This is a genomic window from Fructobacillus papyriferae (genome assembly GCF_018437225.1).
Taxonomy (GTDB): domain Bacteria; phylum Bacillota; class Bacilli; order Lactobacillales; family Lactobacillaceae; genus Fructobacillus; species Fructobacillus papyriferae.
The window spans coordinates 154,523-167,556 of record NZ_JAAMFI010000001.1; the positions used below are offsets into that span (position 1 = coordinate 154,523).

Consider the following 13,034-nt stretch of genomic DNA (forward strand, 5'->3'; position numbering starts at 1 on the left):
TCACATCATTTATTGGTGTGAAGCCTTTTTTGTTTATGCTAAGATAGATAGCGTAAGTATTGTCACTTTGCAGGCGGTTCGCCTGCTTTTTAGGGAGTTCATGATGGCTAAGCAGAGTAAAAAACGTAGCCAAAAGAAGAATCAGAAAATGACGCGTTCTGGCGCAGCTAGCCAGGTCATCGCCTTGGTTACCATTATTGTTTTATCGATTTTTGCTATTTTTCAGATCGGCCTATTTGGTGTTTATTTGGCAGATGTTGTTCGTTTCTTTATCGGAAATCTCTATCAGGTGAGTTTGATAGCCGTGATTTTCTTGACTGGTTATGCCTTGATTATGGATCAAAGGTTTAAGATGAAAGGACGTGTGCTGACTGGTATAATGATGCTTTATTTCGCCACGATGCTTTTATCGGCTTTGCTTTTTTTCACGCAAGCAGAACTGCCGGATGGCTCCCCAATGGCTCAAATATTACGCATTATTGGACAAGATTTGAGTAACCAAACGGCGAATACACCGGTTGGTTCCGGTATGGTCGGGGCGGTTTTCTATCAATTAACACATGCTTTCTTATCGAATGTGGGCACGGTCATTATTATCACGGTACTCTACATTGCTGGTCTGATTGTGACCTTTAAGTTGCCTGCTCGTGATATGGCACAAAAATCGGTTCAAAAAGCCCAAGAGAAGGCGGTTGAAATGAAGGCGCGTCAAGCTGAACGACGCGATCAACGCGCTCTTTTAGCTAAAAAGGACCGCCAAGATTTGACGGACTTTGGTGACGATCCGTTTGGTTCATCGAAGACGGAGCCAACAGGCAATGTAGATGATCCTTTTGTTATGAACCAGGCAGAAAGAACCAGCCCGGATGATGCACTGAAGACAGAAGCCCGTGAGCCACAGATCAACTGGCAAAAGCCTGCCGTACCAGAAGAGGAGCCAATCATTGACGGTACGAAGGGCACCGAACACGTGATGCCTGATACTTCCGCACCGACTGGTAAAACGCCAGTTTCCGATGACTTTGACATGGGCGGTCATGCTGTCTCAGATGATGATTACCAGTTGCCCAAGACGACGTTGCTGACGAAGACAAAAGCGACAGATCAATCACAAGAAGCAAAGAGCTTAAACGGCAAGTCGCGCCTAGTGCATGACACGCTAAAGTCTTTTGGTGTTGATGCGACGGTCTCTTCTGTCTCGCTCGGGCCAACGGTTACACAATATGAATTAAAGCCGGGGCAGGGTGTCAAGGTGAATCGAATTGCCAATTTGGCTGACGATTTGGCTTTGGCCTTGGCTGCCAAGTCGATTCGAATCGAAGCGCCAATTCCGGGTAAGCCCTATGTCGGCATTGAGGTGCCAAATGACACTCAGGCCGTGGTTGGTTTCCGCGATATGATCGAGCAGTCAAAAACCCTGCAGGATGGTTTATTGACGGTGCCGCTTGGTCGTGATGTTTCTGGACAAATTGTTTCGGTTGATTTGGCTGCCATGCCGCACTTATTGATCGCTGGATCAACTGGTTCTGGTAAGTCGGTTGGATTAAATGGGATTATTGTTTCGCTTCTGTTGAAGGCCAAGCCTTCTGAAGTTAAGTTGATGATGGTCGATCCCAAGGTGGTCGAATTGTCGATCTATAATGGGATCCCGCACTTGCTAACGCCCGTTGTTTCCGATCCTAAGAAAGCGGCTAAGTCGTTGAACAAGCTGGTCGAAGAGATGGAAAACCGCTACGACCTCTTGGCCCAATTTGGCAAGCGCAACATTGGGGAATACAACGCCGCCGTTGATGAAAACAATCAGCATGCCAAAGAGACAGGCAATGCTTTGATGAACAAGTTGCCTTACATTGTGGCGGTTGTTGATGAGTTTGCTGACTTGATGGCAACGGTTGGCTCAGAGATCGAAGTATCCATCGCCCGGCTTGGGGCCAAGGCCCGTGCTGCTGGGATTCATATGATTCTGGCCACCCAGCGTCCGGACGTTAAAGTCATTAACGGAACGATCAAATCCAACATTCCTGGACGAATCGCATTCCGAACGGCATCTGGGATCGATTCCCGGACGATTTTGGATACGAACGGGGCTGAGAAGCTGCTTGGCCGAGGCGACATGATTTTTGCGCCGCCGGGCAAGGCCCACAAGCGGTTGCAAGGGGCTTTCATTTCAAACGATGACGTGACGGCCGTTGTTGATTTTGTTAAGGATGAGCAATCGGCTTCTTATGATGATAAGATGACGGTCACGGATGAAGAAATTGCCCAAGATGATGCTGGGGTTGGCGGTGATTCGGATGATGAACTCTTTGATGAAGCGCTTGAATTTATCATCGACCAGCAAAAGGCGTCGACATCGCTTTTGCAGCGACGCTTTCGCATTGGCTATAATCGGGCAGCACGTTTAATCGATGACTTGGAAAATGCCGGTTATATTGGCCCTGCTGATGGCGCGCGTCCTCGCCAGGTTAATGTGACAAAGAAAAAGGATCATGATGAGTAAAAAAGAAGAGAAGTTGCTTTTATAGACAGCTTCTCTTCTTTTTGTTTTGTATCTATTTTTCTGGTCCAGACCTCTAGACCAGGCTTTTGCAGGATGTGAACCCTTGTGCTAAATTGAGCTCTGAAAGGGGGTGGGTGGATGAGTAAGATGAATCGCATTCATTTTAATCAAAAATGGTTACCAGGGGAACGCCAATTATCAACTTGGTCACCTGGAAGAGATCCTTTGCGCTGGTAGTTTTTTCTTTTTTTAGTTCTGACATTGTTTTTTGGGGGAGGATGAATGAAAAAAAGAAAAAAGTTTCAGTATACGAGGAAAATGACACTAACCGCAGCGACTATTCTGTCGCTTGGCTGGACGATGGATCTGTCAACTAAAGCCTATGTCTTTGATTCGGCTAAGTTTCAGAAAGGAAGGGTTCCAGACACTAGGCAAGCGCCGTTTTCTTCGGTTGTGTTGATTGTTAATCAAGCAACGGGGGATTCTGGTTCCGGTGTTTTGATTGGACCAGACACGGTTTTGACCGCTGCACATGTGGCGATGAGTGAACAAGCAGGGGCTAGCCAAGATGATTGGCCGACCCGCGTAACCAATCCAAGCGATTTGATTATTGAGCCAGCCTATGGTGGGCAGACTGGCTCAGACGGGGAACGCTATCCATTTGGTCAGCACTACCAAGGCGCAGCGATTTCGGTACCGCCACGATATTTACAGGATGCGTTAAATCCTTACGCACCTGAGGCAGATCCCGGCGATCACGATGTGGCGTTGATTCATCTCAGCCGGCCAATTCCAAATGCTGAGGTGTTACCGCTTGGGGAATTACGTGCGCAAGATATTGATCAGGAATTGATTTCGGCTGTTGGTTTTCCGGCGACACTTGGTCCAGGCAGCCTAACCGAGCCTGAAAATCAAAATGATAGTATGTATGTGGACTCAGGTTATGCTGAAAGTATCTCCACCAATCAGCTCACCACTAGACAGGTTAACTGGTCTCATGGAAGTTCTGGAGGGCCGATCCTTAACCGCTTCAATCAGGTGGTGGGAATTGTGAGCTCGTCGAATTCAAATGGGAACTACGCGACACGAATAACACCGGAACTAAACTGTTGGATTCAAGAGGCGATGGTGGATGTGACCAATATGTTGACCTCTGAAAACGTTGCGAATCGCTGGGTTTCTTTCGGGCGTGAACGAGTATTCTTTGATGATCAAAGCACAGCTCGTCAGATGGTTTCGGATGAGCCGACCAATTTAGGTGTGCTTGATTTATCGATTCCTGGGACGTCTGGAAACGTGACCTTTGGACATCATGATGAATTGTAATGAAAGCAAGATGATGGAAAGGAGATGAAAAATCCCCCGAATTTTTTCGGGGGATTTCTTTTATGAACACTTTATTTGTCCAAAAGAGCGCCTTTTTCTAGGAGGAAAAAATTGGCTTCAAGTTCTTCTTGAATTCGCCGTCTGGATCGTTGATAAACTTGGCGTAAGTTGCCCAGTAAGCATCCTCGATCAAGAGTGGTTTGACCAATTCGGCTGGCACGGCATCTTGTGGGACCCGGCCGTTGATTAGCTCTCCGTCGTAGTGCTTTAAAAAGTCGTTGAAGCGCTTTTCCAAAACGATGGCTTCCGGACCAAACCAGTTGTGGGGTTCGACCGTCAAGAAACGTTCGTCGAACTGGTAGGGCTGCCAGTCGGGCTGATCAACAGAAACCCGAAGGGGATGGACGAGCTTTTGTAGTTGGACTTGGCCGATGGCAATGTCTGCAATCGCAGCTGCCATGGCAGATGGTAGACCTTTTTCGGTGTTTTCCTTTGCGACCAGTAAGAAGCTACCGCGGATGGTTGGATCCACCTGAACTTCCTGGCCGCAAAGGACTTTGACGAGTTCATTTGCTGGAATATTGATTGCTTTCATGGCTATTATTCTAATCTTGAATGTTGATAAATTCAAACTTTTCAACGTCAAAGAGGCCCTGGTCAGTGATTTTTAGACTCGAAATTACCGGCAAAGCCATGAAGGATAGGGTCAGGAAAGGATCGAATGGTAAGTCTGAAATTTCAGCAAAGGCTTGATTCAAGCGGTCTTGTTCATCGATTAATGCTTCGTATCGTTTATCTGACATGAGTCCCCCAACTGGCAAGGGTAAGGTGGTGACTTGGCCTTGATTGACCACGACTTGACCGCCGCCGATTTCTTTTAGTGTTTGAACAGCCAGTAGCATGTCAGCATCGTTTTGACCGGCCACAATCACATTATGGGAATCGTGGGCGATGGTTGAAGCGATAGCGCCTTGACGGATATGCAACCCTCGAATGATGCCAAGGCCATGTCCAAGATCATGATAGCGTTCGATGACGGCGACTTTGGCAAAGGTTTCATCAGCACAGAACTGACCATCAGTGTTGACGGGGACTTTTTCAATGGTGTGTTTAGTCGTGATATGGTGCGGTTCGATTTCGATCACGTGAGCTGGCTTTGTTGCCTCCAATGGCAAAGTTAGATTTTCTTTTTTAAAGGTAAAATTGATCTGCTGGCCGGGCAACCAGAGAACGGGTTCTTTCTGGTCTTCAAAGATTTGGCCGGATACGATTGTTTTTTGAACGCTTACCTTTTTCAGGTCAGACAAAATCAAGAGGTCGGCTTCAAATCCAGGAGCGATGGCGCCGACGTTTTCTAAGTGATGGGCCTTGGCAGCATTGAGCGAAGCTAGCGTAAAGGCCTGTTCGGCTAAGAGACCATGTTGAATAGCAAGTGCCACGTTAAAGTTGATCGACCCTTCTTGTTGAATGTCTTTGGCAGACTTGTCATCAGTGGCAAAGGAGAAGTGGGACTGGTTTTTAGCGTTTACGGCTGGCAGCAAAGCTAATTCGTCTCGTTCAACTGTTCCCTCGCGAATGAAGATGTTCATTCCAGAAGAGATACGGTCAAGTGCTTCTTTAACCGATGTAGCTTCGTGGTCGGTATCGATGCCAAAATTCCGGTAGATGGCCAGTTGGCTTAGGTCGAGGCCGGCACCGTGACCATCGACATGTTTTCCTGCCTCTTGCGCATCCTTGATTTTTTGAACCATCTCTTTATCTTCGTTTAAAACAGCGGGATAGTCCATGACTTCGGCTAATCCGGCCACCTCTTTGTGCTGGTAAAATGGCTTCAAGGCATCGGCATCCAAAGTGGCTCCGGCATGCTCGAAGTTCGTGGCGGGCACGGAAGAGGGGAGCATGTAGTGGATGTGCAGTGGCGTTTTTTTAGCGGAGTCGAGCATGTATTGAATACCGGAAACACCAGCAACGGAGGCGATTTCGTGTGGGTCAGCGAAGATCCGTGTGACGCCTTGTTTTAAGGATAAGCGACCGAATTCAGAAGGGGTTAATAAGGAGGATTCGATGTGCAAATGGGCGTCGATTAAGCCAGGAACGATGTATTTTCCAGAACAATCCATTCTTTTTTGGGCCTGGTAAGCGTCTGTATGGCCAACAAAAACGATACGGTTTCCCTTAATCCAAACGGACTGTTCTTGAAACTCTTGTGTGAAGACGTTTAAGACTTGTCCGGAATGTAGCTCGTAGTCGACGGGAATTGGCATAAAAAGCTCCTTTAATTTCGTAAATTTTATTTATTTTAGCATATATAAGGCGAAAATGTTCGGGAAATGTCGGATAGAAACCGAACGTTTCGCAAGTAACGTTAAGAAAATGTAAGAAATCGGGATTATTTGTCTATACCAATCATGAAATTGGTCTTTAATAACCTTTACTATCCTGATAAAATAGCCTTATTAGATAATTAATTTTAATAAACCAATTTTATGTATGAAAGTGAGATTCAACCATGTGCGGAATTGTTGGTGTAACTGGTGTAGGGGATGCACTACCCTATTTATTGCAAGGCTTACAAAAGCTCGAATACCGCGGCTATGATTCAGCCGGGGTTTATTTGACGGATGCCTCTGGCAAGAACGCTTTGATCAAAGAAAAGGGCCGTGTTGCCAAACTAGCTGAGAAGGCCAAGGCTAACGGTTTTGCTGGAACAGCTGGAATTGCCCACACGCGTTGGGCGACCCATGGAAACGTGACGGTCGAAAATGCCCACCCACAAAAGTCTTCAGACGACCGCTTTTTCTTGGTCCACAACGGGGTGATCGAAAACTATCAGGAATTGACGGAAACGTATTTACAAAGGGTTCACTTGGTTTCTGAAACGGACACGGAAGTGGCTGTTCAGTTGGTCGACAAGTTCTCAAAGGAGGGCATGGCAACCGCTGACGCTTTCCGCAAGATGATTTCTTTGCTCGATGGCAACTCAGCCTACGGCTTTTTGCTGGTCGACCACGAAGACCCAGAAACGCTCTACGTAGCCAAGAAGAAGTCACCACTTTTGGTCGGCGTATCCGATCACGGGAACGCGGTCACTTCTGACGCGGCTGCCATGATTGATTTAACCAAGGACTTCATCGAATTGCGCGATGGCGACATGGCGATCGTCAAGCCATCATCTGTGACGATCTACGACGCGGCAGGTGAACAAGTCAACCGCGAACCATTCACTTTGGAAATCGATCCCGAAGACACGGACAAGGGGGCATACCCTTACTACATGTTGAAGGAAATCGACGAACAAGCCGTTGTGGCTCGTAACATCGCCGGTCACTACTACGACGAAGACGGTAACTTGCAGGGAATTCCATGCGCTGTCACGGACGCCATCGAGGAAGCCGACCGCCTTTACATCGTTGCGGCTGGTACGTCATACCACGCCGGACTGGTTGGTAAGCGTTACTTCGAACAGTGGGCAAAGATTCCAACCGAAGTCCACATCGCTTCGGAATTTGCCTACGACCAACCAATGTTATCCGAAAAGCCATTCTTCATCTTCTTGTCACAGTCTGGTGAAACGGCCGACTCACGCGAAGTCTTGGACAACGTGAAGAAGCAAGGCTTCCCAGCCCTGACTTTGGCTAACGTGATGAACTCAACCTTGACTCGTGAAGCGGACTTCGCTTTGCCTGTCTTGGCTGGCCCTGAAATCGCCGTTGCCTCAACCAAGGCCTACACGGCTCAAGTGTTGGTCCAAGCTATCTTGGCTGCCGCGCTTGGTAACCCTGGCTTTGATTTGAAGGCGGAATTGGCTAAGGTCGCTGTTGAGATTCAAGCCATTACGGACGAAAAAGAAACGTTTAAGAAGATTGCCGAAGACGCTTTGGTGGGTCAGCACTCAGCCTTTTATATCGGTCGTGGCTTGGATGCCGCGGTTGCTTTGGAAGCGGCTTTGAAGTTGAAGGAAATTTCCTATATTCAAACCGAAGGCTTTGCGGCCGGGGAGTTGAAGCACGGCACGATTTCTCTGATCGAAGACAAGACGCCGGTCTTTGCTTTGCTCACGCAATCAAAGACGGCTGGCTTGCTCCGCGGCGAAGTAGCGCAAGTCGCTGCTCGTGGTGCTAACACGATTGTCTTTGCTTCTGAAAACTTGGCAAAAGAAGGCGATGCCTTCGTTTTGCCACAAGTGAACGAATTGCTCATGCCGCTTTTGGCCGTTATTCCGGCTCAATTGATCGCTTATTACGCGACATTGGCCCGTGGTTTGGATGTGGATCGGCCTCGCAACTTGGCCAAGTCCGTCACGGTTCAATAAGCGACGCTGAAGCGTCTTTGTTGACCATTTTGACAGTCTTAAAAGACGGTTTGAAAACTGGTGATTTTTCACCAGTTTTTTTGTTTGTGTCTTGAAATTCTGGTAAACTAATGAAGAGTATTTTTCAATTTTTTTAGGGGTAGTTACCATGTCCATTTTTTCTCGAATTTTTCATTCGAAAGAGTCCGCCAGCCAAACGTTCGAAGAAGCTTTGGCCAATGGGCAATTGAAGGTTCCAAAGCACTTAGCTGTCATCATGGATGGAAACGGCCGCTGGGCAAAAAAACGCCATTTACCTCGTGTTTCCGGGCATAAAGAGGGGATGGAAACGGTCAAGCGGGTCACCAAGTTAGCGAATAATACGGGGATCAATGTTTTGACGGTTTATGCCTTTTCAACAGAGAATTGGTCGCGACCAAAAGATGAAGTCTCTTTCTTAATGAAGTTGCCCGTAACTTTTTTCGATACTTTTGTTCCTGAATTAGTTCAGCAAAATGTTCGTGTCGAGACGATCGGAAACATTGATCAACTCCCTGAAATCACGAAAAAAGCTGTCTTAGATGCCAAGGAAAAGACGAAGCATAACACTGGTTTAATTCTGAATTTTGCCTTAAATTACGGTGGTCAACAAGAAATTATTGATGCCGCAAGAATTTTGGCTGAGGAAGTGGCTGCTGGTGATCGATCGGCTGATCAAATTGATCAGACGATCTTTGAAGGAAAGTTGACGACTGGCTTTTTGGGTCAGTATGCCAATCCAGATTTGATTATTCGAACGTCTGGCGAAGAACGCTTATCCAATTTCTTACCGTATCAGGCCGCTTATTCCGAGTTTTACTTTACCGATGTCTTCTGGCCTGACTTTGGAAAAGAAGACTTCGAGGCAGCCTTAAAGGCCTATACCAAGCGTGATCGTCGCTTTGGTAACGTGAAAGCTTAATTTGAAAGTGAGAATTTAAGATGCAAACCCGCATTATTACGGCTATCGTAGCCCTCTTGGTATTTGTTCCGCTCGTGATTATCGGGCATTTGCCCCTTTTGTTATTGACGATTGTTCTTGGCTGGGTAGCCATGGGCGAGATGCTTCGGATGACCAAGACGCTTTTGGTTTCCTTTGAAGCCATTATCTCTTTAATTGGAGTGGTTGCCCTGATTTTACCGAACCATTTCTGGCTTTGGGTATCTGAAAACTGGCCAATGACTGTCGCCTCGGATACGGTCGTATACAGCATTGCCTTTTTGTTCTTGTTACGGACGGTTTTGTCAAAGAAATCCTTTAACATCAACGATGCTGGTGTGCTTTTCTTGTCAATGGTTTACATCGGAACCGGCTTTCACTACTTCTATATGGCCGATCAGAAGGGGCTTGCGGTCTTATTCTTTGGGATGTTGACGGTTTGGATTACGGATTCCTTTGCTTACTTCTGTGGAAAAGCTTTTGGCAAGCACAAGTTAGCCCCAAGTATCTCACCAAATAAAACCTGGGAAGGGTCACTTGGTGGTTCGGCCATTGCCATTGTTGTGATCTCGTCGATTTATGCTTGGACCGGCTGGCTTGACCGTCCGGTCATTGAAATTGTACTGGCCGTGGCGTTTTTGTCGTTAGGTGGCCAATTGGGGGATTTGATCGAATCTTCTTTCAAGCGCTACTTTGGTTTTAAGGATTCTGGTAACATCTTGCCGGGTCATGGTGGTATTTTGGATCGCTTTGATTCGATGCTTGTCGTGATGCCACTTTTGTCCATTCTTGGCTTTTTGCGCTAAGCAAATGAAAGGCCTGGGCCAGTTGTGTGGATAACACGCTTTCTCAGGTTGCTTTATCACCCGTTTTGAAAGGAGAATGCCATGTCCATTACTGCCATTATCGCCTTTTTAATTGTTTTTGGCCTTTTAGTCAGCTTCCATGAATTCGGCCACTTCATCGTTGCCAAGATGAGCGGGGTGCTGGTTCGCGAGTTCGCTATTGGCATGGGACCCAAGGTCTTTTCCTGGTATAAGAATAATACGGCCTACACGATTCGCTTGCTACCGGTTGGTGGCTATGTTCGAATGGCTTCAGAAGAAGATCATGACAAGTTAGATGCAGGGCAACGCCTTTTTTTGGAAGAAAACGCCGATGGGTTCGTGACCAAGCTTGATTTAAGAGCAGATCAAGAAGGAGCCGGCTTTCTTGTGCAAGTGGACGAAGCGGATTTGGTGGATGATTTGACGATTTCGGCTTACCGCGCTGGTCAAGAAAATGTGGAGACCTTTCATTTGGCAAAAGATGCCATTTTAGTTGATGAGGACGGGCAGCTGACTCGCCTAGCACCGCGTTCTTCTTGGGTGGAGTCAGCACCGGCCATCAAACGGGTGGCCATTAACTTGGCTGGGCCTTTGATGAACTTTGTTTTGGCCTTGCTGGCCGCTTTTGCTTTGGCCTTTTCTTTGAGTCAGGTGTCCTTGAACGAACCGGTTTTGGGGCAGGTCGCAAAGAGTCAGCCGGCTGCCAAAGCCGGTTTGCAGTCCGGTGACCGAATTGAGAAGGTGAACGGCCAAAGAGTTGAGCACTTTACCGACTTTGCCGCCTTAGTTTCGGAACAAAAGGACAAGGAAATGTCTTTGACCTATGTTCGTAACGGCAAGGAGGCTGAGACCCAGGTGCAGGCCGAAAAGACGACGGTATCTGGCCAAACCGTCTACCGAATTGGTGTGATGGCAAAGGGGGAGACCGGCTTTTTGAATCGGTTGAAATACGGTGGCATGATGTGTGCTTCTTGGTTCCATCAGGTTTTTGATGGCATCGTGAACCTCTTTAGCACCACCTTTTCGCTAAATAAATTAGGTGGACCGGTCATGTTAGCCAAGGCCACGTCAACGGCCACTAACCAAGGCTTCTTGACTGTTTTGGCCCTGCTTGGCATGTTGTCAGTCAACCTCGGCTTGATTAATTTGCTGCCCATCCCCCCTTTGGATGGTGGTAAGGTCTTCTTGGATCTCTATGAAAGTATTTTCAAAAAGCCTTTCCCGAAGAAGGTAACGGGATTATTACTCACGGCTGGTACGGTGGCACTGATCATTTTGATGATCTTAGTGACTGCCAACGACTTGCTTCATTTTTAATTCATGGGGATGTTCCCCGTACATATCACTTGTAAGATGAAAGAAGGATATTATGAAACAGACAAAGCTTTTGATGCCTACTTTGCGTGAAGTCCCTGCTGACGCGGAAGTGAAGTCCCACCAATACCTCTTAAAAGCTGGTTACATTCGTCCCGTTTCGGCCGGTGCTTTTGCTTATTTGCCATTAGCAAAACGTGTCTTAAACAAGGTTGAAGCCATTGTTCGCGAGGAAATGGAAGCGATCAATGCCAACGAGATGTTGGTGCCTGAAATCTTGCCTGCCGAACTTTGGCAGCGTTCTGGACGTTATCAGACCTATGGACAGGATCTGTATAAGTTTAAAAACCGGCAAGATCGTGATTTCATTTTGGGACCTACGCACGAAGAAACCTTTACGGAATTGATCGGTGGCGATATCAAGTCTTACAAGAAGTTGCCTTTGCTGGTTTATCAAATTCAATCCAAGTTCCGCGATGAAGGACGACCACGTTTCGGTTTGTTGCGGACACGCGAGTTCTTAATGAAGGACGCTTATTCCTTTACAGCTGATCAAGAAGGCTTGGACAGCATCTTTGATCAAATGGAAGACGCCTATCGTCGCATTTTTGATCGCATTGGTTTGGATTACCGCGTCATTGTCGGGGATGCCGGTGCCATGGGTGGTTCGGATTCTAAGGAATTCTCTGCACCCGCAGCTGCTGGAGAAGACACGATTGTCTACTCAGAAGGATCAGACTACGCAGCTAACCTGGAAATGGCCCAGGACTTCTACGAACGAGTGGATCGTTCTAGCGAAGCCCAAGAAGCGATGACGACCATCGATACGCCAAATGTTAAGACGATTGAAGCATTGTCTGCTTTGCTCGATCGTCCGGCTTCAGAATTAGTCAAGACGATTGTCTTGGCTGGACCAGAAGGGCAATTGATTGCAGTTGTCACGACTGGTGACTTTGACGTGAACACGGTCAAAGTTCAAAACTTCCTTGGTTTGTCAGAAGTTGATTTGGCAGATGAGACGGTTGTGAAAGAGAAGTTGGGCGCATCATTTGGCTCACTTGGACCGGTTGCTTTGCCTGAAGACATTCAACTTTTGGTAGACGAACGAGCCGCTGACTTGGTCAACTTTGCTGCAGGCGCCAACGAAGATGGCAAGCATCATCTAAACGTTAACTGGGGCCGCGATGTGGCTTTGGAAGAGGACCAAGTTGGCGACTTTCGTACCGTTAAAGAAGGGGAAATGGCCGTTGATGGTAAGGGCAAGTTGGCCTTTACCAAGGGGATCGAAATCGGTCACATCTTCAAGCTGGGAACGAAGTATTCCGCAGCCTTGGGTGCCCAAGTGCTTGACCAAAACGGCCGTGCCGTTGACATGATCATGGGCTGCTACGGCATTGGTCTTTCCCGCTTGCTGGCCGCTGTTTCGGAACAAAAAGCCGATGAGAAGGGCTTGGTCTGGCCTGCAGCGATTGCCCCATATGATGTGCACATCGTTCCAATTAATTTGAAGGATGACGACCAGGCAGCCGTTGTCGCTGACTTGGAAAAGGCTGTGGCTGAAGCTCACTTTGATAGCCTGGTCGACGACCGTAAGGAGCGGGCCGGCGTGAAGTTTGCGGATGCCGATTTGATTGGTCTACCAATTCGAATCACGGTGGGCAAAAAGGCCGGTGAGGGAATTGTCGAAGTGGTCTTGCGTGAAAGTGGCGAAAGCTTTGAAATGCAGGCATCTGAAGTGGTTGATCACTTGGCCGACTGGTTGCAAAAGTAAGAAATGAAAGTCGACAGTTTGTCGAC

The 13,034-nt window shown here is 47.5% G+C and carries 9 protein-coding genes; 7 read left to right on the forward strand and 2 right to left on the reverse strand.

The features are described from left to right. Window positions 1-103 precede the first annotated feature (103 nt). Both G6R27_RS00775 and G6R27_RS00780 read left to right on the forward strand, forming a co-directional pair. Window positions 104-2,500: a DNA translocase FtsK gene (locus tag G6R27_RS00775; RefSeq protein ID WP_213819186.1), complete on the forward strand. Its 2,397-nt coding sequence runs from the start codon at window positions 104-106 to the stop codon at window positions 2,498-2,500. Between the two features lie 318 nt (window positions 2,501-2,818). After that, the gene (locus G6R27_RS00780) at window positions 2,819-3,826 is read left to right on the forward strand and encodes a trypsin-like serine peptidase (protein WP_213819187.1); all 1,008 of its coding nucleotides are present in this window, start codon (window positions 2,819-2,821) and stop codon (window positions 3,824-3,826) included. A gap of 97 nt (window positions 3,827-3,923) precedes the next feature. Here G6R27_RS00780 and G6R27_RS00785 read toward each other — a convergent pair whose 3' ends face one another. Continuing rightward, complete coding sequence (locus G6R27_RS00785) at window positions 3,924-4,421, reverse strand: hypothetical protein (protein ID WP_213819188.1); 498 nt, start codon at window positions 4,419-4,421, stop codon at window positions 3,924-3,926. A 10-nt stretch (window positions 4,422-4,431) separates the two neighbouring features. Beyond that, entirely contained in the window at window positions 4,432-6,090 is a 1,659-nt protein-coding gene (ade, locus tag G6R27_RS00790; RefSeq protein ID WP_213819189.1) for an adenine deaminase, read from the reverse strand. A gap of 245 nt (window positions 6,091-6,335) precedes the next feature. Here ade and glmS point away from each other — a divergent pair, with 245 nt between their 5' ends. The 5 genes from glmS (at window position 6,336) to G6R27_RS00815 (ending at window position 13,008) form a co-directional block, all read left to right on the forward strand. Then, entirely contained in the window at window positions 6,336-8,138 is a 1,803-nt protein-coding gene (gene glmS, locus G6R27_RS00795; RefSeq protein ID WP_213819190.1) for a glutamine--fructose-6-phosphate transaminase (isomerizing), read from the forward strand. Window positions 8,139-8,286: 148 nt separating this feature from the next. Continuing rightward, window positions 8,287-9,078: an isoprenyl transferase gene (locus G6R27_RS00800; RefSeq protein ID WP_213819191.1), complete on the forward strand. Its 792-nt coding sequence runs from the start codon at window positions 8,287-8,289 to the stop codon at window positions 9,076-9,078. A gap of 20 nt (window positions 9,079-9,098) precedes the next feature. Then, entirely contained in the window at window positions 9,099-9,902 is an 804-nt protein-coding gene (locus G6R27_RS00805; protein ID WP_213819192.1) for a phosphatidate cytidylyltransferase, read from the forward strand. 81 nt (window positions 9,903-9,983) lie between these two features. Next, the gene (gene rseP, locus G6R27_RS00810) at window positions 9,984-11,240 is read left to right on the forward strand and encodes an RIP metalloprotease RseP (RefSeq protein ID WP_213819193.1); all 1,257 of its coding nucleotides are present in this window, start codon (window positions 9,984-9,986) and stop codon (window positions 11,238-11,240) included. Between the two features lie 52 nt (window positions 11,241-11,292). After that, window positions 11,293-13,008 (forward strand): proline--tRNA ligase, encoded by a 1,716-nt coding sequence (locus tag G6R27_RS00815; RefSeq protein WP_213819194.1) that lies wholly within the window; start codon window positions 11,293-11,295, stop codon window positions 13,006-13,008. Window positions 13,009-13,034: the final 26 nt, after the last annotated feature.